This window comes from Thermosynechococcus sp. B1, from assembly GCF_030322985.1.
Lineage (GTDB): Bacteria > Cyanobacteriota > Cyanobacteriia > Thermosynechococcales > Thermosynechococcaceae > Thermosynechococcus.
In genome coordinates this window covers 2,099,555-2,122,987 of record NZ_CP096573.1, presented here as the reverse complement: position 1 = coordinate 2,122,987, position 23,433 = coordinate 2,099,555, and the positions used below count along the sequence as shown (strand labels likewise).

Genomic DNA, 23,433 nt, shown 5'->3' with positions numbered 1-23,433 from the left:
TAGGGGAATCTCACCATGGTTCTCAAGCTGCGCGTGCCCGACATGGCCTGTGGCGCCTGTCGTGATGCCATTATCCAAGCGATTCAAGCGGTTGACACCCGTGCCACTGTTAGCGCCAATCTCGCAACCAAAGAGCTAGAAATTGACACCCAAGCGCCAGCGGCAGACATCCGCAGTGCCATTCGCCAAGCCGGTTATACACCCCAATGATCACCCAGCTCACCTTCAGGGTGCAGGGGATGCAGTGCGCCGCTTGCGCCAATGTCATTGAAACTGCCCTGCGATCGCTACCGGGCGTCAGGGACTGTGAAATTTATTTTGCCGCCGCTCAGGCCACGGTCACCTACGATCCCCAGCAAGTGACCTGGTCAGATCTACAGGGGGCGATCGCCAAAGCCGGCTATCACGCAGAGCGACTGCCTGAAGAAGGCTTGGTAACTGACACCGCCACCGCAGAATTGACCTATCGGGCTGAGCTGCGCCGTCTCAAACGCCGACTCCTCTTTGCCGGTAGCGCCACCCTACTCCTGCTAGTGGGGAATCTACCCATGATGACGGGCTGGCATCTCCCTTGGATCCCCCCATGGCTGCACCATCCTTGGCTGCAACTGTTGCTGACAGCGCCGATTCAGTTTTGGAGTGGTGAATCCTTTTATGAGGGCGCCTGGCGAGCACTGCGCTATCGCACAGCAACGATGGACACCCTAGTGGCTCTGGGCACCAGTGTCGCCTTTTTCTACTCGCTCTTTGTGACGCTCTTTCCCCAAGCCTTCCATGCCCACATGCCAGAGGTCTATTACGAAGTCTCAGCCGTCGTCATTACCCTGATTCTCTTGGGACGCTTTCTCGAAAGTCGCGCCAAACGGGAAACTGCTGCCGCTATTCGCAAACTCCTCGCCCTGCAACCGAAAACGGCACGGGTAATTCGTAACGGAGAAGCGGTGGAGGTGCCCCTGATTGAAGTGCAAGTGGGGGATCGATTGCTGGTGCGTCCGGGCGAAAAGATTCCCGTCGATGGTGAGATTGTGGCTGGGGCCTCAACCGTCGATGAATCCATGGTAACGGGGGAAAGCTTACCAGTGGAAAAGCGCGAGGGGGATGAAGTCATTGGTGCCACCCTCAATCAAACCGGAAGTCTGCAGATCCGAGCCACGCGGGTGGGGTCGCAAACCTTTTTGGCACAAATGATTCGACTGGTGCAGCAGGCCCAAGCCTCAAAAGCCCCCATTCAAAAACTAGCGGATCGCATCACGGCTTGGTTTGTGCCGGCAGTGTTGGCGATCGCTCTCCTGACGGGGTTGCTGTGGCTGACCATTGGCCGCAATCCCACCCTTGCCCTATTGACCACCATTGGCGTTTTGATCATTGCCTGTCCCTGTGCCCTTGGCTTGGCCACCCCCACCTCAATCATGGTGGCCAGCGGCAAAGCAGCGGAGTATGGCATTTTGATTAAAGATGCCCGCAGTCTCCAGCTGGCCGATCGGGTGCAAACCGTGGTTCTCGACAAAACGGGCACCCTCACCCAGGGCCATCCCAGCGTCACCGATTTTTATCCTCAGGCGGAGGCCACAACCCTTTTGCGGCTGGCCGCCAGTGTGGAATGGCACTCGGAACATCCCTTGGCTGCCGCTGTGGTCGAGTATGCCCAAGGGCAGGGGGTATCGCCGCAAGCGGTTCGCGACTTTGGGGCCACGATTGGTCAAGGGGTACAGGGCATGGTTGAGGATCAATGGGTGCTCATTGGTACCCCCGCCTTTCTAGCAGGCCACGGCATTGCCACCGCCCCTTGGCAGCCTCAAGCTCAAACCCTTGCACAGCAGGGGAAAACGGTCATCTGGATAGCGGTGGATGCCCAAGTCAGGGGGCTGATCGCCCTTGCCGACACGCTGAAACCCGAAGCCCCAGGGGTAGTGGCTGCCCTGAAGCGCATGGGATTAGAGGTGATTCTCCTCACGGGCGATCAGGCCGTAACCGCTGCGGCCATTGCCCAGCAAGTGGGAATTGAGCATTACGTTGCCAGTGTCCGCCCCGATCAAAAGGCAGCGATCATTGCTGAACTGCAACGGCAAGGGAAGTGCGTGGCCATGGTGGGGGATGGCATGAATGATGCCCCCGCCCTCGCCCAAGCCGATGTCGGCATTGCTCTGGGCACGGGTACCGATGTAGCGATCGCCAGCAGTGACATCACCCTCATTGCCGGTCATCTTCAGGGCATTGTCACCGCCCTGCAACTCAGCCGCGCCACAATCCAAAATATTCGCCAGAATCTCTTTTTCGCCTTCCTCTATAACGTGGCTGGCATTCCCATTGCCGCTGGCATCCTTTATCCCTTAACGGGCTGGCTCCTCAATCCCATGGTGGCCGGTGCAGCCATGGCCTTTAGTTCCTTCTCCGTAGTGATGAATGCTCTGCGCCTGCGCTCTTTTCGACCAAGACTGCCAGCTCTCAGTTAATACATAGATAATTAATACATAGATAACAAAGATAACAAAAAACAACCTTAGGAACAATCGGCACCCCTACGGGATCGGATCGTCCCCAACAGCGTCACTACTTGTACACAGCGTTGGCTGCCGACAGCAGTATTACCCTTTGGTCGGAATGTAATTTGTTGCGGTGGCGTATGAGTAATAGCGACACGACCATTAAATTCATAGGTGAGCCGATAGGAACCATCAATTAGGGGCAGTGTTGTCTGACTAGGGACAATTTCGATTTTGTCAGCATCGTTCTCTAGCAAATTTTGCCACTGCCACTGAGTTACTGGCATAGTGGCTCGATTGACAGTCCACTGCACCTGATTATCATGGGTACGAAAAGCTACTGTCCAGCGTAAATTTTCTCGCCGTGCCCCTGCCTGTGCCAAACGCATTGCAGACATGGCTTCGTTAACTCCGGAACGCATGCGTTGCTCGTTGAGCAATGAAAACCAAGATACACCTGCTAAGCTCCCCAGTAGGCCAATAATTAGCACAACAACTAAAATTTCAATGAGTGTAAACCCTTGTTGGGTAAGCCTTAGCCTTGCCATATCTATCCTCCCTTAGTTACTGGGGACTTTCTGATACACTCCCCGACTCAGTACTGTTGTTGTCAGCACTGGACGCACAGCCTCATCTTGGGGACGAATTGCTGGTTTACCGCGAGGATTAGCCCGCAAATAGACGAATGTTGCTGTATTGAAATTAGAACCGCGACTCAGGACACATCCATAAAAGCTATTGGGTGGTGTCGTTGTCTCCAATGGTGTGCGCACATAAGCACCAATTCGTGGATTAGTAACCTCACCTTGACAGGCAATTGGGGTAGGATCTACTTCGCTCCAGTTACCATCAATAAAATCAGCCACAACTGGTAAATTACTCAAGTCATTACTGGGAGATGTAGCTTGAAGGTTTGCCCCCGTGTTAATATTCAGAGGCCAAGCAACAAAGTTGGTGTTTTCAGTGGGATCTACGTAACCGGGCGTTTGTGTAATGTTTGTGCCGTTAATAGTTGCATACTGTCGTAATTGATAGCGCCGTAGGCGAGCAGCACCCTGCCATTCACTACTAGTATTTGTATCTAAGTAATAAACAACTAACGTGTAAGAACGACGCGAGTTTTGAATCCGCAAGCACGTAGTATTCTCGGGCGGACAATTCGTGGGCATGACGAAAGCAGGATTGTTATCATAGGGCAAATGCTCTAAAATCCACATTGCTAAAATAGGACGGATATTTGCACCAAAATTCGGTAAGTAAGAAGTAATAGGTGTACGTGCACTACCATTTGAGTTAGCGCAAAGCCCGCTACCTTGAAGGCAATCACCATCATAGACAAAAGTTGCTTGGGATAAATCAGCAATAATAAAATTCATTGCCGACTGTAGTTCTTGTCTGACTTCGTTGAGAGATGCCTCACGCGATTCAGTTTCAATCATGTCAATGAGGATAGCTCCAAGGGAAACTGTGATCACAGAGCCAATCAACAATGAGATCAATATCTCAATAATCGTAAATCCTTGGGCTGCTCGCCGCCACTGCCGCCATTTCATAGGCACCTCAACTGATTCTTAAGAGCATTGACTAATTGAGCAAAGCGCTGTGCTAGAGTCACCTTGGACAATATCTGTCGTGATTACAGCAAGGGGCAGTTCTAAATTTCCAATTGAGGTCGTCATTGTTGCCGGCTGCTGACCAATTGGAGTTGCAGTGCTAGGAGAACCATTTGTAAATGTTGCGCGATTATAGACTCGAACCTGCATTGGATAGCCCACAATGCGGTTATTGGGGCCAAAGGTAATGCTACCCCGATAAATTTGAACAACAAACTCCCTGTTATTAAATACGCGAAGACAGCCTTCAGTTGCTGAAGTGGGTAGTGCCATCCCACCACCAGTGCAGGTAACCACTGTTGTTGGTGGAGGTTGATTTGAGAGCAGTTCGGGTTGCCCTAAACTAGCCGTGACAGAGCTAGGCGGTGGGATGACTGCGGTAGTAACATTAACCCCCTGTTCCATGAGTACTCGCATGCGATCGACCTCAGAAAGAGCAAGAGCGCTTGCTTGGGAGATACGATCGTTCTGCACCCGTGTGGCTGCTACCAACATCAAGGGCGCCACAAGCGCGGCAACCGCAACGTTAACTAGTAGGATGGCAACAATACATTCAGCAAGTGTTAAACCCTGTTCGGCACTATGTAATTGTGATTGTCTTATTTGCGTGATTTTCATTAGAACCCACCTCCATTTACGGACAACCTGTTACTGAAGGATCTACCGTACCACCGCCTCCTGGACGGGGAGCGCAGCGCAACCGCAGGATATAGGGGTCATCCGCCGGTAATTCCCTATAGTATTCGCTACGTTGGCGGGCAGGTGTAATAAAGCGCGACGCCACTGGCCCTGCCGGTGCCAGTTGCAGACCCACGTCATAGCCCCAACGACGGTTAGGCGGAGAGTAATATCTAATCCACTCAGCAGCCTGAGCCGCACAGTTAAATGCGGTATTGACATCTCGACACGCAGCCGTGTTTGGTACTTCCCACTGATCTTGATCAAAAGGACCTGTGGCTTGAGTAGAGAAGTTCAGTTGAATAAATGCTCCTTGGATCCATAGGTTATTCCAAGCTTCAATGAAGCGAGGGAAGTTATGCATCCCACCGTAGGACTGTGTGGGTCGCGAAGGCACAGTGCCACTGATGATTACCGCATTGACTTGGGTATCCGTTGCTGCGTTGCGGCTACGTTGAGAACCAAAGTCATAGTAGCTGTTGTAAGGGTTACTGGCTTGGCCCTGTTCACCATCGGGATAGCTTGTGAGGGGAGTACCATCGCGATCCACCCGTTTACCTGTTTGGTAATTAATCGCCCAAGGCGTGCCATTACGATCCACGTAAATCGGTGAACTGGGATCAAAGGGACTTTCCCGCAGCCAAACTGTATTGTTAGGTAAGTTGTCACTAGGACGGTTGGCATTCAGGAATGCAGGCTGTAAGGAGCTATTGTTACCACACGTAGGATAGATGCGGTTGTTACCAACATTACTCACAATAGCATTACTAGAGGTACCAACATTAGTTTGGGGGTAGTTTGTGCTTAGATTTTCAGGAGAGCTATTCCCCATGTTCGATACAGGGTCATTGTAGGCATTGGCAAAATAATCATTGGCAGAGCCATTGCAGAAATTGTCAGAGAGAATTGTCACCGCATCCCCGAGGATTTCTGCGGGTCGCCAAGTGTCGGAGTTAGGCCGAGCAAAGCGATTATCGAGCGTATCACGGCTATAGAAGTTGCTCCAGTTTGCGTCTAGGGTTGTGGTAAATTCCTCCAGATTGTTTGTTGTGCCGTTGGTACTGTGGAGGTTAAAGTTCCCCTGAATATACACGGGGTTATCGCTGATAAAGGAGAGACCAGCGATATTCTTCTCGGCAGGAATTCCTTGGCGGTCAAGGCGCCGGCCATTCCACAATCGAAAGCCATTGGGTCGCCGCATTGGATCCGCAAAGAAATCCACTGGTTTTGTCGAAATGCCGTTGGCGGCTCGGATGGGATCATGAGGATTGCTGGGATTAGTATTCATCCAGTTTTGACCTGTAATGGCAGGTCGGGCAATGCCATCTTCGCGCACTGCATCTTCCCGGAAGGCATAGACAATGCCCCCCATCGGCAGCCATGTATCCCCACCAATAGGAGTGCGCCGCAGCAGGTCAAGGTCAATATCCATTTCCCGCACCGCCATCTCTTCACGACCATTGAAGAGGGTGTTATCAAGGAAAGCGACATTGCGAGCATTGCCGTCAAAGCCAATGATTTGATTCAGGCGGCTGGGATAGCGGATATTACTCACTAGAGTCCCAGTAGCTGGCTCGGTAGGGGTAAGGAAATTTGTTGGATTCATACGTGGGTTTGCTTTAATATCACCCGGAGTTACAGACGGCCCCCCCGGCGGGTTGAAGATCTCCCGCAACGCTGGATATTTAATCACCGTATTAAAGGTACCGAGAATCGGTGCGGTGGGGTTGTTATGTCGGCGTGCGAGCACCACCAGTGTCGAGTTCACAGCAATGGGAGTTGTACCCCCACCCGTACGTTCTGTGCCGCCAATGTAGCGTAGGGTTGCTGTAGCTGTTGCAGGAGTGGCAATGACCACAAAGCGTCCCTCTAGGACACCAAGACCAGTGGTGGGACGGCGAATTTCAATAATATCCCCTACCTGCAGTTGTAGTCCTGTGTAGGTGATCGTTACCGTGGAATTACCATTTGGATTGGCAAGGTTTAGAGTGGGGTTATTCGGAAATCCAACAGCAGCGGTAATGGTACCTGTTTCCAGACTGTTAGTGGTCATAAGGGAAGCCGAAGCTCCTGCTGGAATTTTCTTTCCTGGTGGCGCATTACCTTCTGGGACGGGGTTGGGGTTTTTTAGAGTGACGGTGAGAACTTTACCTCGGTTATCAGTGGTGAAGTCTTCCAAAATCATCCGCCCCGCACCAGTGACATAGACACTTTTGCCCTTATCAGAGTCGCGCAGGTCAAAGTTATAGCTGGGGGCATCTTCAAGCTTGACACGAGGCACTGTATTGACAGTCACTATTCCATCGGGGTTCGGCATCTCAAACTCCTGGCCAATCACAAATCCTCGTTTGTCTTGCCCTAGGCAAAAAGCATTCCGCAAGTTGCTATACTGATTAGGAATTTCACACGTGTACCCTTGTGGATTAAGGTCATATTTCACCTGCTCCGTGAGGGCAATTAAGCGGGCAAGACGGGCATTGACATCGGCATTAGTTTCTTGCAGCGGGCGCTGACTCCAGCGAGCATTAGGGATCAGGGCGGTGATGTAGGCATTGGCATCCCAATAGCCCCCGCGATAGGAGAGGCTCTGATTAGCACTGAAGCCTTGCCGAATGACTTGCACAGTACTTGTCGTTGCACTGTCGCGTAAGGGAATCACTTCCCCATCGGCGAGGGGACTAGACCCTGGATTAGGTTGCTGCAATTGATCTAAATTGAGAATAGCAGTGTTCAGATTACTGAGCTGTTGTTCGTTCAAATCCTCATAGCGAAGACTTTCCAGCGTATCCACACTATGAGCCAGCATTCCCAACATACAGCCTGCGGTGTGGATTGTACTTTGATCGGCCAAGCTTAGAGCGCTCAAGCTGCCTCTTTGCTCTAGGAGTTGAAGCGCGCGGGCAAGGTTCGAGAAATTCCCAGCACGGGTCTTATCAGGATTGGGGTGAATTGTGGTTCCCCCTATTTCCTGTTTGGGCGGAAACGCTCCATCCACACCATCACCCGCATAGTCCACGAGGTTCCGCATCGCTTGTTGCATCTCTGGACTGTTGAAATTAGGAGGCTGAAACTCCCAACCATTGGTGCCGCGCCCAGTAAAGAAGTCAAAGAAGCGGAAATTAGGGGACAAGCCTGGAATGCCATCGTACTGGTTGAACATGATGCTGCGCAGGGCAGTTTGCGGTGTGCCGTGGTGGTGAGTAGTCGCCAAGCAGGCGATCGGCTCATAGCCCCCGCTGTTTTGCCCTGGATAAGGCTCCGTGAACGGATCGGGAATACTGGGGTAGATCGTTGTTCCCCTCGCTTTGTAGTGATAAACGGCTGTGGCCTGCACGGCCGCCAAATCATCCCGCAGTGTGCGGTGCTGATAAAACTCATTGCGGCGGCTGATATTAGCGGTATCACCCGCAGGTGGATCAAGAGGTTTGCCTAGTTCCAAGCGTTCCCCCACAATGATTCGTAGGCCTTCTTGGCGTGCCCGCCGCTCCCAGTAGCCATCTAGACCAACTTCTGTCCGTCGATCCGCTTCAGCAGATTCAGGAACAGTATTACGCAATAACAGTTGGTTAGAGGAGGGAATTTGATCACCAATGCGGCTTCCAGACGGAATCACACGATCGGCAAATTCTGCGGCTACAGCGGGATCATTTTCAAGGGCATCACGGCTAACATTGGCATAGATTGGCTTGGGGCCGTAGCGATCGTCGGCACGGTACGTATCATCCACGTATGGCTTTGAAACCTGCTGATTGGAAAATCGACCCGTACCACCACTGTCAGCAGGCCCGTAGAATTGCTGTACCCAGTTAGGATCACGGTAGCTAGCATTACTGGTGTCAGATGCACGGGAGCGACTGCGATCTTCAGTAACGATTAAGACAGGGTTGAGGGCTAGTTGAGCTGGTTGATTAACAGAGCTAACAACTGAATCCCGATTGCCGTTAAAGATTACATTTTGTCCGGGTGGATCATTGTCACCTGTAGTGAAGGGAAGTGCAGGTGATTCACGGTAGGAATGAACAGTAGTACTGCCGCTAATAGTATTGTCCCGTAAGGTGCCCGAAATAAACTGGCCTTGAAATATTGGCTCGGACGTGTTGCCGTCATTGTCAAAATCATATGTGTCGGGAACCTGGGCTGTAGTAATTTCGGAAGCAGCTCGAGTATAGATACATGAACTGGGAGCGCTCACGAGAAAGGCCGAGAAACTGCTACCACCACCCATAAAAATACTTCCCTCGGTGTGCATGGCACCATTCCAACGGAAGGCAGGCCCCGGGAAAATCTCTAAGTCGTTTCGAAACCATGCTCCCCACTTGTTCCCACGGTCGAGTTCACGTTCTTGAACAAAGTCAAGGGTGGCAAGGGCTTGACCACCATTGCGATTTTCATAAACAAAGGCGTTAACTTGGAAGTTTTTGCGCAGGCTAGCTGTGCCCACACTATCCCAACCTGCTTCTGCCGTTTGTGCTGCAACTCCACCTGCGCTGGCACATTGGCCACTCATTTCTGAAATGTTGAGGGGACGGTTGCGAGTGACTAGGGCTGCGGCCTTTTGAGCATCGCTTTGATTAATTTGGGTATTGTTGGGGCGGGTCATTAAAATGGAGTACGCCACAATTGAGTTGGGGGTCGGCTGGAAAACCCAAGCGTTATCGACATTACCGTCACCATTGATGTCAATCCGTTGTTCATCGGCAAGAGTGTAGGGATCGGGGTTTGCACCCACATTCAACATCAGGTCTCGTAGGCGATCTTCCCCTGGCACGCCACTGGGGCGACGTGGATCCCGAGTAAAGAGATACTCTAGTTTGGCCTTGGCGCGATCAATAGCAGGCGTAGCAGCATTGAGTACTTGAATATCTTGGCGTTCTCCCGCCACTTGAGTAGTGCGGTTCAGTGTCCGCAGCATCAAGGCACCCACTGTAATAGTGAGCACTAAGATAACGATAATAACGGTCGGCAACACAAACCCCCGACGCCCAAACCGCAGTTGCCGCCCCCCTAGGGGTGTCAGCCGTCGCTGTACCCACAGGCGCAACTGGTAAAGCAAATGACGAATTGCGCGAGTCAGCTTGCGATACTGCCGTTTCGAGAGGCCAAAGCGTCGGTCATTCTTTTTCATAGGGGCACCTAGTCAACGCACGGGAGCAATAACCTACCACTAGTTATGGAGCGATCAATAGATCTGAAATAGGCTAGTAATTAGTATGGTTTTTCCTTGGTAAAAAATTTCAGCCTCCAGACAATTTTTCGGATTGTTGCGCACAGCAATCATCCTTAAAGATCAAAAACACAATTGTTCAAAAGTCCAAACTAGCGATTTATGATGCCTAGGAAGAGCGATTTAGCCATGCAAAAACTTCCTCTAGGTCAGTGAAGTCCAGAAGAGCTTCTGCCAAGGCTTCAATCTCATGGACAGGGAGCTGGCGAATGCGCTCCTCAAGGCCAGCTGGTAACTCGCCAAACCGCCGTCTTAGGAGACGCAGCACAACGAGGGTCTCTCCCTGCTGCAATCCCTGCTGCAATCCCTGCTGCAATCCCTGTTGCAATCCTTGTTGCAATCCTTGTTGCAATCCCTGCTGTAATCCCTGCTGCAATACCTCTTCCCGTACCTCAGCATAGACCTCTTCCCGTACCTCAGCATAGACGTCCCGATAAAACCGCGTCCGCTTCAACTCTTCCGTGGTAAACCCCAGCATGCGCAGCACCTCCTCCCGACTCAGCTCCGTGAACTTGTACAACACAATGGTGGTGATTAACTCTATTATGACTTCTGGCCTTGGCACTGCCTCTATGCGAGTGCGCTCTGCCAGCAACCGCGCTGCTGTCGGCATTTCTACTTCGGGTAACACTGTGAGCTGCATCAGCGCTAGGCTCAATGGCAATGCCTCAAGTGACCCGAGTTCATTCAGATAGACCCGATGCAGGCGATGACTATTCACCAACACCTCATAGGGGTCAAAAGACACTTGTTCTGCTTGACGATGGGGATAAATCACCACCGCTTGCCAGTCAGAAAAGGTGTGGCGATACAGCCGCAGATAGAGAAAGATTTCCGCAAAGAAGCGTTCATAGAAGCTGTTATCGCGCTGAAACTGCACCTCACAGAAATAGACGGTTCCTGAGGGGTCAGGGGGCATGAAGACGCCATCAATGCGAAAGGCCGTTTGCTTGAGTTCCACGGAGTCAAAGCGATACCCCTGCGGCGCTTCTCTGCCCAAAAGATCAAAAAGGGTTTGGGGTAGCTGGGCAAAGAGTTGATAAAAAAGGGAGTCGCGGCGCATGGGCTAGGTGGAGTGCTCTAGCCACGCAAAAACTTCCTCTAGGGTAGTGAAGTCCAGAAGAGCTTCTGCCAAGGCTTCAATTTGATGGACAGGGAGCTGGCGAATGCGCTCCTCAAGGCCAGCTGGTAAATCACCAAACCGCCGTCTTAACTGCCGCAGCACAACGAGGGTCTCTCCCTGCTGCAATCCCTGCTGCAATCCCTGTTGCAGCCCTTGTTGCAATCCCTGTTGTAATCCCTGCTGTAATCCCTGCTGCAATACCTCTTCCCGTACCTCAGCATAGACCTCTTCCCGTACCTCAGCATAGACGTCCCGATAAAACCGCGTCCGCTTTAGTTCGTCAGTGGTAAACCCCAGCATGCGCAGCACCTCCTCCCGACTCAGCTCCGTAAACTTGTACAACACAATGGTGGTGATTAACTCTATTATGACTTCTGGCCTTGGCACTGCCTCTATGCGAGTGCGCTCTGCCAGCAACCGTGCTGCTGTCGGCATCTCTGCTTCAGTTAGCACGGTGAGTTGCATCAGCGCTAGGCTCAATGGCAACGCCTCAAGTGACCCCAGTTCATTCAAATAGACCCGATGCAGGCGATGACTATTCACCAACACCTCATAGGGGTCAAAGGACACTTGTTCTGCTTGACGATGGGGATAAATCACCACCGCTTGCCAGTCAGAAAAGGTGTGGCGATACAGCCGCAGATAGAGAAAGATTTCCGCAAAGAAGCGTTCATAGAAGCTGTTATCGCGCTGAAACTGCACCTCACAGAAATAGACGATTCCTGAGGGGTCAGGGGGCATGAAGACGCCATCAATGCGAAAGGCCGTTTGCTTGAGTTCCACGGAGTCAAAGCGATACCCCTGCGGCGCTTCTCTGCCCAAAAGATCAAAAAGGGTTTGGGGTAGCTGGGCAAAGAGTTGATAAAAAAGGGAGTCGCGGCGCATGGGCTAGGTGGAGTGCTCTAGCCACGCAAAAACTTCCTCTAGGGCAGTGAAGTCCAAGAGAGCCTCTGCCAATGCTTCGATTTGAGGGGGAGAGAGCTGGCGAATGCGCTCCTCAAGGCCAGCTGGTAAATTGCCAAAGCGCCGTCTTAACTGCCGCAACACAACGAGGGTCTCTCCCTGCTGCAATCCTTCCTGCCGCCCTTCCTGTCGCCCTTCTTCCCGTGCCTCAGCATAGACTTCTTCCCGTACCTCAGCATAGACCTCTTCCCGTACCTCAGCATAGACGTCCCGATAAAACCGCGTCCGCTTCAACTCTTCCGTCGTAAACCCCAGCATGCGCAGCACCTCCTCCCGACTCAGCTCCGTAAACTTGTACAACACAATGGTGGTGATTAACTCTATTATGACTTCTGGCCTTGGCACTGCCTCTATGCGAGTGCGTTCTGCCAGCAACCGTGCTGCTGTCGGCATTTCTGCTTCAGGTAACACTGTGAGCTGCATCAGGGCTAGGCTCAATGGCAACGCCTCAAGTGACCCCAGTTCATTCAAATAGACCCGATGCAGGCGATGACTATTCACCAACACCTCATAGGGGTCAAAGGACACTTGTTCTGCTTGACGATGGGGATAAATCACCACCGCTTGCCAGTCAGAAAAGGTGTGGCGATACAGCCGCAGATAGAGAAAGATTTCCGCAAAGAAGCGTTCATAGAAGCTGTTATCGCGCTGAAACTGCACCTCACAGAAATAGACGATTCCTGAGGGGTCAGGGGGCATGAAGACGCCATCAATGCGAAAGGCCGTTTGCTTGAGTTCCACGGAGTCAAAGCGATACCCCTGCGGCGCTTCTCTGCCCAAGAGGTCGAAGAGGGTCTGGGGCAGCTGGGCAAAGAGTTGATAAAAAAGGGAGTCGCGGCGCATGGGCTAGGTGGAGTGCTCTAGCCACGCAAAAACTTCCTCTAGGGTAGTGAAGTCCAAGAGAGCTTCTGCCAAGGCTTCAATTTGATGGACAGGGAGCTGGCGAATGCGCTCCTCAAGGCCAGCTGGTAACTCGCCAAACCGCCGTCTTAGGAGACGCAGCACAACGAGGGTCTCTCCCTGCTGCAATCCCTGTTGCAGCCCTTGTTGCAATCCCTGCTGTAATACCTCTTCCCGTACCTCAGCATAGACCTCTTCCCGTACCTCAGCATAGACGTCCCGATAAAACCGCGTCCGCTTCAGTTCCTCAGTAGTAAACCCCAGCATGCGCAGCACCTCCTCCCGACTCAGCTCCGTAAACTTGTACAACACAATGGTGGTGATTAACTCTATTATGACTTCTGGCCTTGGCACTGCCTCTGTGCGAGTGCGCTCTGCCAGCAACCGTGCTGCTGTCGGCATCTCTGCTTCAGTTAGCACGGTGAGTTGCATCAGCGCTAGGCTCAATGGCAACGCCTCAAGTGACCCCAGTTCATTCAAATAGACCCGATGCAGGCGATGACTATTCACCAACACCTCATAGGGGTCAAAGGACACTTGTTCTGCTTGACGATGGGGATAAATCACCACCGCTTGCCAGTCAGAAAAGGTGTGGCGATACAGCCGCAGATAGAGAAAGATTTCCGCAAAGAAGCGTTCATAGAAGCTGTTATCGCGCTGAAACTGCACCTCACAGAAATAGACGATTCCTGAGGGGTCAGGGGGCATGAAGACGCCATCAATGCGAAAGGCCGTTTGCTTGAGTTCCACGGAGTCAAAGCGATACCCCTGCGGCGCTTCTCTGCCCAAGAGGTCGAAGAGGGTCTGGGGCAGCTGGGCAAAGAGTTGGTAAAAAAGAGAGTCACGGCGCATGGGCTAGGTGGAGTGCTCTAGCCATGCAAACACTTCCTCTAGGGCAGTGAAGTCCAAGAGAGCTTCTGCCAAGGCTTCAATTTGATGGACAGGGAGCTGGCGAATGCGCTCCTCAAGGCCAGCTGGTAACTCGCCAAACCGCCGTCTTAACTGCCGCAGCACAACGAGGGTCTCTCCCTGCTGTAATCCCTGCTGCAATCCCTGCTGCAACCCCTGCTGTCGTCCTTCCTGTCGTCCTTCTTCTCGCCCTTGTGCTCGCCCCTCTTGTAACCCCTCTTCCCGTGCCTCAGCATACACCTCCTGATAAAACCGCGTCCGCTTCAGTTCCTCCGTGGTAAACCCCAGCATGCGCAGCACCTCCTCCCGACTCAGCTCCGTAAACTTGTACAACACAATGGTGGTGATTAACTCTATTATGACTTCTGGCCTTGGCACTGCCTCTGTGCGAGTGCGCTCTGCCAGCAACCGTGCTGCTGTCGGCATTTCTGCTTCAGGTAACACTGTGAGCTGCATCAGCGCTAGGCTCAATGGCAACCCCTCAAGTGACCCCAGTTCATTCAAATAGACCCGACGCAGGCGATGACTATTCACCAACACCTCATAGGGGTCAAAGGACACTTGTTCTGCTTGACGATGGGGATAAATCACCACCGCTTGCCAGTCAGAAAAGGTGTGGCGATACAGCCGCAGATAGAGAAAGATTTCCGCAAAGAAGCGTTCATAGAAGCTGTTATCGCGCTGAAACTGCACCTCACAGAAATAGACGATTCCTGAGGGGTCAGGGGGCATGAAGACGCCATCAATGCGAAAGGCCGTTTGCTTCAGCTCCACGGAGTCAAAGCGATACCCCTGCGGCGTGTCTATGCCCAAGAGGTCGAAGAGGGTCTGGGGCAGCTGGGCAAAGAGTTGATAAAAAAGGGAGTCGCGGCGCATCGGCTAGGTGGAGTGCTCTAGCCACGCAAAAACTTCCTCTAGGGTAGTGAAGTCCAAGAGAGCTTCTGCCAAGGCTTCAATTTGATGGACAGGGAGCTGGCGAATGCGCTCCTCAAGGCCAGCTGGTAACTCGCCAAACCGCCGTCTTAGGAGACGCAGCACAACGAGGGTCTCTCCCTGCTGCAATCCCTGTTGCAGTCCCTGCTGTAATACCTCTTCCCGTGCCTCAGCATACACTTCTTGATAAAACCGCGTCCGCTTTAGTTCCTCAGTGGTAAACCCCAGCATGCGCAGCACCTCCTCCCGACTCAGCTCCGTAAACTTGTACAACACAATGGTGGTGATTAACTCTATTATGACTTCTGGCCTTGGCACTGCCTCTGTGCGAGTACGCTCTGCCAGCAACCGCGCTGCTGCGGGCATCTCTGCCTCTGCCATCACCATCAACTGCATCAGCGCAAGATTTAGCGGTAACGCCTCAAGTGACCCCAGTTCATTCAGATACACCCGCCGCAGGCGATGACTATTTACCAACACCTCATAGGGTTCAAAGGACACTTGTTCAGCTTGGCGATGGGGATAAATAACCACCGCTTGCCAATCAGAGAAGGTGTGGCGATACAGCCGCAGATAGAGAAAGATTTCCGCAAAGAAGCGTTCATAGAAGCTGTTATCGCGCTGAAACTGCACCTCACAGAAATAGACGATTCCTGAGGGGTCAGGGGGCATGAAGACGCCATCAATGCGAAAGGCCGTTTGCTTCAGCTCCACGGAGTCAAAGCGATACCCCTGCGGCGTGTCTATGCCCAAGAGGTCGAAGAGGGTCTGGGGCAGCTGGGCAAAGAGTTGATAAAAAAGGGAGTCGCGGCGCATCGGCTAGGTGGAGTGCTCTAGCCACGCAAAAACTTCCTCTAGGGTAGTGAAGTCCAAGAGAGCTTCTGCCAAGGCTTCAATTTGATGGACAGGGAGCTGGCGAATGCGCTCCTCAAGGCCAGCTGGTAACTCGCCAAACCGCCGTCTTAGGAGGCGTAAAACAACAAGGGTCTCTCCCTGCTGCAATCCCTGCTGCAATCCCTGCTGCAACCCCTGCTGTAATCCATCCTCTCGCGCCTCAGCATACACTTCTTGATAAAACCGCGTCCGCTTTAGTTCCTCAGTGGTAAACCCCAGCATGCGCAGCACCTCCTCGCGACTCAGCTTGGTGAATTTGTACAACACAATGGTGGTGATCAACTCCATTATGACTTCTGGCCTTGGAACCGCCTCTATGCGAGTGCGCTCTGCCAGCAACCGTGCTGCTGTCGGCATTTCTGCTTCAGGTAACACTGTGAGCTGCATCAGCGCTAGGCTCAATGGCAACGCCTCAAGTGACCCCAGTTCATTCAAATAGACCCGATGCAGGCGATGACTATTCACCAACACCTCATAGGGGTCAAAGGACACTTGTTCTGCTTGACGATGGGGATAAATCACCACCGCTTGCCAGTCAGAAAAGGTGTGGCGATACAGCCGCAGATAGAGAAAGATTTCCGCAAAGAAGCGTTCATAGAAGCTGTTATCGCGCTGAAACTGCACCTCACAGAAATAGACGATTCCTGAGGGGTCAGGGGGCATGAAGACGCCATCAATGCGAAAGGCCGTTTGCTTGAGTTCGACGGACTCAAAACGATACCCCTGAGGGGTGTCTCTGCCCAAAAGGTCAAAGAGGGTCTGGGGTAGTTGGGCAAACAGTTGGTAAAAAAGAGAGTCACGGCGCATGGGCTAGGAAGAGCGATTTAGCCACGCAAACACTTCCTCTAGGTCAGTGAAGTCTAGAAGTGCTTCTGCCAATGCTTCGATTTGATCGGGGGAGAGCTGACGAATCCCTTCTTCAAGGTCATTGGGCACACTACCAAACCGCCGCCTTAACTGCCGTAGGACAACGGCTGCTTCTCCTTGCTGTAGTCCTTGTTGTAATCCTTGCTGTAATCCATCCTCTCGTGCCTCAGCATACACTTCTTGATAAAATCGCGTCCGCTTTAGTTCCTCAGTGGTAAACCCCAGCATGCGCAGCACCTCCTCGCGACTCAGCTCCGTGAACTTGTACAATATGCCGGTAGTTGCTCTTCACCAACATCTCATAGGGTTGGACACTTGTTCAGCCTGGCGATGGGAATAAAAGCAAAAATTTTTTCAGGTTGCCAGTGTAACCGTTTGCCAAGATACCCCTGCCTTCATCGCACTCAACACGCCAATGGCCTCGGCATAGGACTGGCAAGGGATTGTCTCTATCCCCAAATCGGCAGCTGTAACATTGAGGGTTGTGGTATTGTTAGTCACCGTTAGGATGGGGACGCCCCGCTGAGCCAAGGCCAGAATTCCCCGTCCACCAAGAGCAGTGGCGGGTACAATCACCGCATCCACGTCCTGTCGCCACAGGGCCTCCCTAGCAGTTGGGCTATAGCGGGGAGCACGACTCAATCCCACCAACACCGAGGGCAAAAAGGTGTAGCCAATTTCCTCAGCTAGGGCGCGGGGATGTACAGTCTCCTCTAGGGGCAATGGTTGCAGGGCTGGGGCATGGGCTGCCGGAATCTGAAAGTGCTGGACAACCAAATGACTAATGACCGCTTCTGCCCCGGCGAGGGGATCGACACCTTGGCCACTGCGATAGTGCTGTAAGGCTGCCGTACCGGGATCGTCGGGAAAGCGGGTCACAATCGCGATCGCCTCCGCCTTGGCCTCTTGAATCAGTTTTTCTGCCGCCCGCAATAAACTAGCGGGGTTCGCCAGAGTCCCCCAGGTTGCCCCCGAGGCAGCGGTTTGCAACTGCACGCCCAAGGGTTCATCTGTAATCACAGGTTCAGTCATCATTAGACCCAAGGTGGCAGCACAGGCCGCCGCTGCTTGACGATGGCGCAGTTGGAAATCCGCTTCAATCGCCGCATCCAGTAACAGGCCAATGCGATTGGGATGGGGTGGCAGCAATCCCCAACGGCCAACAGCAAATTCATCAAGGGCATAGCCTTCCACATACCAAACATTGGGCAGCGGCCAATAGAGCATTGCCCCATTGAGAACGTTGGGATGGGTGATCAGGCGATCGCACACTTGAGCCAAAGCACGAACGACGGGAATCGCATCACCCGCATAGCCGCCAATGGCAGCCCCAATGCCGGTTGGAATGATCAGAACGGCCGTCAGCACGTTAGCGACTAGCTTGGGCAGGGAGGGGAGCCGGCTGCACGGCCACAGTTACAGTTTGGCCACTACGGCGCACTTCCAGTTCCATGGTGCGACCAATGCCTGTGCTTTCCACCATTTGCTGCACTTGATCCGCTTTGGTGATGTTTTGGCCATTGATGCGACGGATCACATCTCCGGGTTGCAAACCTGCACGGGCAGCGGGAGAGTTGGGCAAGACTTGAAAAATCAAAACACCCGAACTTTCCTGCACACGCACAGGACTATTGGGATTGGCGTTGAGGCGCTGCTGCATCTCAGGGGTGAGATTGGCCATGCGAATACCAAGGAAGGGGTGATCGACACGACCATTGGCAATCAGTTGGTTGGCAATCCGCTGAGCCGTGTTGATGGGAATGGCAAATCCCAAGCCTTGGGCACCACCAATGATCGCGGTATTCATGCCAATCACCTCTCCCCGTTGATTCAACAGGGGGCCACCAGAGTTGCCGGGGTTAATGGCCGCATCGGTTTGAATGAAGCCCACCCGCTTATCGGGCACGCCAATATCACCGCTAGAGCGTCCCGTCGCACTAATGATGCCCGCAGTCACCGTATTATCGAGACCCAAGGGATTGCCGATGGCGATCGCCCACTCACCGGGGCGCAAATGATCAGAATTGCCAAGACGCACCACTGGTAAATTGTTGGCATTCACCTTGACTACGGCCACATCCGTCAGTCGGTCTTGCCCCAAAACTTGACCCTCAAATGTGCGGCCATCCTTGAGTGTCACCCGTACGCGATTGGCACCATCCACCACATGGGCATTGGTCAGAATCAGGCCATCACTGCTAATGATGAAGCCAGAGCCTAAACCCCGCTCCTCGCGGCTGCGGGGGGGCATCATTGGCCCAAAAAACTCCTGAAAGAAAGGGTCATTAAAGATGGCTGGCACGCGGGTCTGCACCGTACGGGAAGCATCAATCCGCACTACGGCAGGTCCTACTTGTTCAACAGCACGGGCAATAAAGTTAATGTCATTTCCCGCTGGTAGCGGTGCCGGTAACTGCGCCAAACTGGGGGTCACCAAGGGCGTTGACGTTGGCATTAAGTGGGTGGCAAACATGGCAGCGGCTGCCCCCAACGCCATTAACGACAGATAAGTGACCGATTTACCAAGACGCACTGTCATAGGCCATTGCCCCTTTGCTGACACTGGTTCTTGAAAAGAAGACGACCATTCAGGGAGCCAAGTTCCAGTTTCTAGCCTACCACTTCAGGAGGTTGAATTTCTCCATGTCAACGGTCTGGCGGTTGCGATAGATGGCCAAGATAATGGCTAGACCTACGGCGGCTTCGGCGGCTGCCACCGTAATCACAAACACAGCAAAAACTTGACCCTTAATTTGCTCACCATCCAGATAGTTGGCAAAACCAATCAGGTTGAGGTTGACAGCATTCAGAAGCAACTCAATGGACATGAGCACGCGCACAGCATTGCGACTGGTGACGAGGCCATAGATGCCAATACAAAATAGCAGTGCTGCCAAGATCAAAACATAGGTTAACTGCATCGTCTTTCCCTATTTTTCAGACAAGGCTACAGGTTCACGGGGACGTTCCGGCAACTCCAAGGGGGGAACCACCTCTTCCCCTAAGAGGGGTTCAGGTTCCAAGACCAGTTCGCGGCGGGCGAGAACCACTGCCCCAATCAAGGCCATCAGCAGCAAGACCGAGGCCAACTCAAAGGGCAAGAGGAAATCGCTGAAAAAGTGCTGGCCAATCGTTGTGATGCTGTCAGTCGTAGGCGGCAGGGAACTGAGTTGCCAAGGGGTTTGCAAAATCATTTTTGTCAGCAGGGCAAAGACGCCAAGGGAGACTACTGCGGCACCCCCCTGACGCAGCCAACGCCCCGGCACTGGGGTATAGGCCTCGCGCTTATTGACGAGCATGATGGCAAAGAGGATGAGAACGTTCACCGCGCCGACATAGATGAGAATTTGTGCCGCTGAGACAAAGTCAGCATTCATGAGGATATATAGCCCAGAGATGCTCAGGAACACACCCCCCAGCAAGAAGGCAGAATAGACAACGTTGTTCAGGAGCACAACGCCAAGGGCAGCAACAATCACTGCAGCGGCAAGGGCAAAGAAGGTCATCGTTTGGGTCAGGGTGGCTAAGTCCACAGCAACAACTCCTAGTTCTCAGATGATTCAGCAGTGTTGGCGATCGCCTCCGGATGCTCTCCCGCCCGTTGGGCACCCGCAGGCAAATTATGACCAGACATTACCCCCGCCGGCAGGTAGGCAAACTCGCGGATCGGGGCCACCATCGGATCTTGGGTCACTTTATAGGGAATGCGTCCCATTGCCACACTGTCGTAGTTCAGCTCATGGCGATCGTAGGTGGCCAGTTCGTACTCCTCTGTTACCGAGAGGCAATTGGTGGGGCAGTATTCCACACAGTTGGCACAGAAGATGCACACACCAAAGTCAATGCTGTAGTGCTTCAGTTCTTTCTTCTTGATCTCTTTGTTGAAGACCCAATCCACCACGGGCAGGTTAATCGGGCAGACGCGCACGCACACTTCACAGGCAATGCACTTGTCAAACTCAAAGTGAATCCGTCCCCGAAACCGTTCCGAGGGAATGAGTTTTTCGTAGGGATATTGCACCGTCACCGGCCGCCGCCGCATGTGATCAAAGGTCACGGAGAGGCCTTGACCAATGTACTTAGCGGACTGCACTGCCTCTTTGGCATAGTTGGTAATCTGATTGAGGAATTTCATGGTGTCACCTCATGGAAATGGGGAGTTTCTTAACCGCCAAAGGCTACGGGAAAGGCGAGCTTCAAGCCAGCGGTCAGCAGCAAGTTCACTAGACCCACGGGTAATAGGAATTTCCAACCAAGGTCTAGGAGTTGGTCAATGCGCACACGGGGCACAGTCCAGCGCAGCAGAATCGCCAAAAAGACAAAGAAGTAGGCCTTCATCAGGGTCATCGTGATGCCCAGCACCGCAAAGGCAATCTGCAAAAAGGGATTGCTCTCACTCACCCCAAGAAGATTGGCAATGGTTTCTAGGGGAATGGGGAAGCTCCAACCCCCGAAGTAAAGAACACTGACCAAGAGTGCCGAAAGCACAAGGTTAACGTAGGCACCAAGGTAAAAGAGGGCAAACTTCATGCCAGCGTACTCTGTTTGGTAGCCAGCCACGAGTTCTTCCTCGGCTTCCGGCAAGTCAAAGGGGAGGCGCTCACACTCTGCCAGAGCCGCAATCCAAAAGATCAAAAAGCCGATGGGCTGCCGCCAGACATTCCAACTCAGGATGCCATACTCCGACTGCTGCTCGACAATTTCCACCGTACCCAAACCATTGGACATCATGGCCACCGCCAACACCGCCAAGGCAAGGGGAATTTCATAGCTAATGGATTGTGCCGCTGCCCGCAGTCCCCCCAGTAGGGAGTATTTGTTGTTGGAGGCATAGCCTGACATCAGTAGGCCAATGGGCGCAATACTTGAGAGGGCAATCCAGAGAAAGACCCCCATCGCCAAGTTGGAGATCAGTAGGTTTTGGCCAAAGGGGACAATAATATAGGACAAAAAGACAGGAATCACGACCACCGCTGGCCCAAGGGTAAACAGCCAGCGATCAGTATTCGCAGGGAGAACATCTTCCTTAAAAATGAGTTTCAGGCCGTCGGCCAAGGGAGCCAAAATCCCCAATGGGCCAATGTATTCCGGGCCAATACGCTGTTGCACAGCGGCAGAAATTTTCCGTTCTAGCCAAACGGCCACCAGCACACCCACGGTAGCCACAATGAGCATCATTAACATTGGCAGAGGTAGCCATAGCAGCTTGGCCAGATCATGGGAGAAGCCAAGGGATTCCAATGCACGAATAAACTGCCCCTGTAAGTCAATACCAGATTCCATAGCGATTCGATCGCGCCCCACCTACAGACACGCTCTACAGTATAAGGGTTTTATTTCCGTTACGAAGATAGATCTGGGGCAAATTTTTATCACCACAGGTATTACGGATGTTTATAGTTTATACCGCCTGTCTTTGGGTCTCAGATGTCAGTAGGATCAAGGGAGAGAGCCAATTTTGAAGGAGAACAGGGTGGCGATCGCAATCCAAAATGCGGTGATTTGTACCCCAGAGGGAGAACTGCGACAGCAACAGGTACGCCTTGAGGGCGATCGCATCACTGAAGTTGCAGAAACCGTCACCATCCAACCAGAAGATACAGTGATTGATGCCACCGGCCTCACGCTCCTGCCCGGTGTGATCGACCCCCAAGTCCATTTTCGTGAACCGGGCTTAGAGCACAAAGAGGATCTATTTACTGCCAGTTGTGCCTGTGCCAAGGGGGGGGTCACCAGTTTTTTAGAAATGCCCAATACCCGTCCCCTGACCATTGATCAGGCCAGCCTAGACGATAAACTCGCCCGCGCTGCCGCCAAATGTGTTGTTAATTATGGTTTTTTCATTGGCGCTACTAAGGATAACCTTGCCGTCCTCAACACCGTCCAGCCCGTCTGTGGCATCAAGATTTTCATGGGGTCAATGCACGGCCCCCTCTTGGTGGATGAGGAGCCAATTTTAGACCGCATCTTTAGTGAGGGTAAACGCCTCATTGCTGTCCATGCCGAAGATCAGGGGCGCATCCGTGCCCGTCGCGAACAATTTGCTGGCATTAGCGATGTGGCCGTACACTCGCAAATTCAAGACGAGATTGCTGCCCTCAACGCCACCCAGTTAGCAGTGAAGCTCTCCCGTAAATACGAACGCCGCCTGCACATTCTCCATCTGTCCACAGGAATTGAAGTGGACTTTCTGCGCGAGCACAAGCTTCCTTGGATAACGGTGGAAGTTACCCCCCAGCACCTATTGCTGACCACAGAGGCCTATGCCAACATTGGCTCCCTTGCTCAAATGAACCCGCCCTTGCGCACCGCAGGAGATAATGGAAAACTCTGGCAGGGACTATTGGATGGGGTGATTGACTTTATTGCCACGGATCATGCTCCCCACACCCTAGAGGAAAAGGCGCAGCCCTATCCCCAAAGCCCTTCGGGTATGCCGGGGGTGGAAACCTCTTTGCCCCTGATGTTGACCCAAGCCATGGCCGGTCGCTGTACGGTGCCCCAAGTGGTGCGTTGGATGTCCACTGCCGTTGCTGCGGCCTACGAAATTCCCAATAAAGGCAAAATTGCCCCCGGTTACGATGCGGATCTGGTGCTCGTGGATTTGCAGACCTATCGCCCAGTGCGCCGCGAGGAACTGCTCACCAAGTGCGGCTGGAGTCCCTTTGAGGGCTGGTCATTGACGGGGTGGCCAGTTTACACCTTTGTCAATGGTGAGATTGTTTTTAGCCAAGGGCGGGTGAATACCGCTGTGGGCGGCCGCCCCCTTCAATTTGGCGGCTAACGGGGAGCGATCGCGGACTGGCATTAAATATTGCTGGCTTCCTATGAACTCGTGCTAATCTG

At 52.9% G+C, this 23,433-nt stretch carries 21 protein-coding genes and 1 pseudogene; 3 read left to right on the top strand and 19 right to left on the bottom strand.

Annotation, left to right across the window (positions count from 1 at the left end; all coding sequences use genetic code 11):
• Positions 1-15: 15 nt before the first annotated feature.
• Both M0644_RS10510 and M0644_RS10505 read left to right on the top strand, forming a co-directional pair.
• Positions 16-210, top strand: coding sequence for a heavy-metal-associated domain-containing protein (locus M0644_RS10510; RefSeq protein ID WP_286625639.1), 195 nt, complete (start codon positions 16-18; stop codon positions 208-210).
• On the top strand, positions 207-2,453 hold the full coding sequence (locus M0644_RS10505) for a heavy metal translocating P-type ATPase (protein ID WP_286625638.1): 2,247 nt from the start codon (positions 207-209) through the stop codon (positions 2,451-2,453). The genes M0644_RS10510 and M0644_RS10505 overlap by 4 nt, the downstream gene beginning before the upstream one ends.
• A gap of 47 nt (positions 2,454-2,500) precedes the next feature.
• Here the strand turns inward: M0644_RS10505 and M0644_RS10500 are convergent, their stop codons facing one another.
• From M0644_RS10500 to nuoH, 19 genes and pseudogenes are all read right to left on the bottom strand, one after another.
• Complete coding sequence (locus tag M0644_RS10500) at positions 2,501-2,881, bottom strand: hypothetical protein (RefSeq protein WP_226972061.1); 381 nt, start codon at positions 2,879-2,881, stop codon at positions 2,501-2,503.
• A gap of 66 nt (positions 2,882-2,947) precedes the next feature.
• Positions 2,948-3,031 (bottom strand): annotated as a pseudogene (locus M0644_RS13240) (prepilin-type N-terminal cleavage/methylation domain-containing protein); the annotation flags it as partial.
• Between the two features lie 12 nt (positions 3,032-3,043).
• Entirely contained in the window at positions 3,044-4,036 is a 993-nt protein-coding gene (locus M0644_RS10495; protein ID WP_149820632.1) for a prepilin-type N-terminal cleavage/methylation domain-containing protein, read from the bottom strand.
• Between the two features lie 18 nt (positions 4,037-4,054).
• Positions 4,055-4,714, bottom strand: a complete 660-nt coding sequence (locus M0644_RS10490) for a hypothetical protein (RefSeq protein ID WP_149820630.1) — start codon at positions 4,712-4,714, stop codon at positions 4,055-4,057.
• A 16-nt stretch (positions 4,715-4,730) separates the two neighbouring features.
• The gene (gene hpsA / locus M0644_RS10485) at positions 4,731-9,899 is read right to left on the bottom strand and encodes a hormogonium polysaccharide biosynthesis protein HpsA (RefSeq protein WP_286625636.1); all 5,169 of its coding nucleotides are present in this window, start codon (positions 9,897-9,899) and stop codon (positions 4,731-4,733) included.
• A gap of 208 nt (positions 9,900-10,107) precedes the next feature.
• On the bottom strand, positions 10,108-11,061 hold the full coding sequence (locus tag M0644_RS10480; protein ID WP_286625635.1) for an Rpn family recombination-promoting nuclease/putative transposase: 954 nt from the start codon (positions 11,059-11,061) through the stop codon (positions 10,108-10,110).
• A gap of 3 nt (positions 11,062-11,064) precedes the next feature.
• Positions 11,065-12,006, bottom strand: a complete 942-nt coding sequence (locus M0644_RS10475; protein WP_286625634.1) for an Rpn family recombination-promoting nuclease/putative transposase — start codon at positions 12,004-12,006, stop codon at positions 11,065-11,067.
• Positions 12,007-12,009: 3 nt separating this feature from the next.
• A complete protein-coding gene (locus tag M0644_RS10470) occupies positions 12,010-12,927 on the bottom strand; it encodes an Rpn family recombination-promoting nuclease/putative transposase (RefSeq protein ID WP_286625632.1) in 918 nt (305 codons plus the stop codon).
• 3 nt (positions 12,928-12,930) lie between these two features.
• Complete coding sequence (locus tag M0644_RS10465; RefSeq protein WP_286625631.1) at positions 12,931-13,836, bottom strand: Rpn family recombination-promoting nuclease/putative transposase; 906 nt, start codon at positions 13,834-13,836, stop codon at positions 12,931-12,933.
• A gap of 3 nt (positions 13,837-13,839) precedes the next feature.
• Complete coding sequence (locus M0644_RS10460) at positions 13,840-14,769, bottom strand: Rpn family recombination-promoting nuclease/putative transposase (RefSeq protein ID WP_286625629.1); 930 nt, start codon at positions 14,767-14,769, stop codon at positions 13,840-13,842.
• A gap of 3 nt (positions 14,770-14,772) precedes the next feature.
• Positions 14,773-15,642, bottom strand: a complete 870-nt coding sequence (locus M0644_RS10455) for an Rpn family recombination-promoting nuclease/putative transposase (RefSeq protein ID WP_286625628.1) — start codon at positions 15,640-15,642, stop codon at positions 14,773-14,775.
• Positions 15,643-15,645: 3 nt separating this feature from the next.
• Positions 15,646-16,527, bottom strand: a complete 882-nt coding sequence (locus M0644_RS10450) for an Rpn family recombination-promoting nuclease/putative transposase (RefSeq protein WP_286625627.1) — start codon at positions 16,525-16,527, stop codon at positions 15,646-15,648.
• A gap of 3 nt (positions 16,528-16,530) precedes the next feature.
• Complete coding sequence (locus M0644_RS10445) at positions 16,531-16,815, bottom strand: DUF4351 domain-containing protein (protein ID WP_286625626.1); 285 nt, start codon at positions 16,813-16,815, stop codon at positions 16,531-16,533.
• 126 nt (positions 16,816-16,941) lie between these two features.
• The gene (locus M0644_RS10440; protein WP_286625625.1) at positions 16,942-17,955 is read right to left on the bottom strand and encodes a DUF3326 domain-containing protein; all 1,014 of its coding nucleotides are present in this window, start codon (positions 17,953-17,955) and stop codon (positions 16,942-16,944) included.
• Between the two features lies 1 nt (position 17,956).
• The gene (locus M0644_RS10435; RefSeq protein ID WP_286625624.1) at positions 17,957-19,126 is read right to left on the bottom strand and encodes an HhoA/HhoB/HtrA family serine endopeptidase; all 1,170 of its coding nucleotides are present in this window, start codon (positions 19,124-19,126) and stop codon (positions 17,957-17,959) included.
• Positions 19,127-19,202: 76 nt separating this feature from the next.
• Complete coding sequence (gene nuoK, locus M0644_RS10430) at positions 19,203-19,508, bottom strand: NADH-quinone oxidoreductase subunit NuoK (protein WP_286625623.1); 306 nt, start codon at positions 19,506-19,508, stop codon at positions 19,203-19,205.
• A 9-nt stretch (positions 19,509-19,517) separates the two neighbouring features.
• Positions 19,518-20,120, bottom strand: a complete 603-nt coding sequence (locus M0644_RS10425; RefSeq protein ID WP_149820602.1) for an NADH-quinone oxidoreductase subunit J — start codon at positions 20,118-20,120, stop codon at positions 19,518-19,520.
• Positions 20,121-20,131: 11 nt separating this feature from the next.
• Positions 20,132-20,722, bottom strand: a complete 591-nt coding sequence (gene ndhI, locus M0644_RS10420; protein WP_286625622.1) for an NAD(P)H-quinone oxidoreductase subunit I — start codon at positions 20,720-20,722, stop codon at positions 20,132-20,134.
• A 29-nt stretch (positions 20,723-20,751) separates the two neighbouring features.
• Entirely contained in the window at positions 20,752-21,870 is a 1,119-nt protein-coding gene (nuoH, locus tag M0644_RS10415) for an NADH-quinone oxidoreductase subunit NuoH (protein ID WP_286625621.1), read from the bottom strand.
• 190 nt (positions 21,871-22,060) lie between these two features.
• Between nuoH and M0644_RS10410 the strand changes: the two genes are divergently transcribed.
• A complete protein-coding gene (locus tag M0644_RS10410; RefSeq protein WP_286625620.1) occupies positions 22,061-23,371 on the top strand; it encodes a dihydroorotase in 1,311 nt (436 codons plus the stop codon).
• Positions 23,372-23,433: the final 62 nt, after the last annotated feature.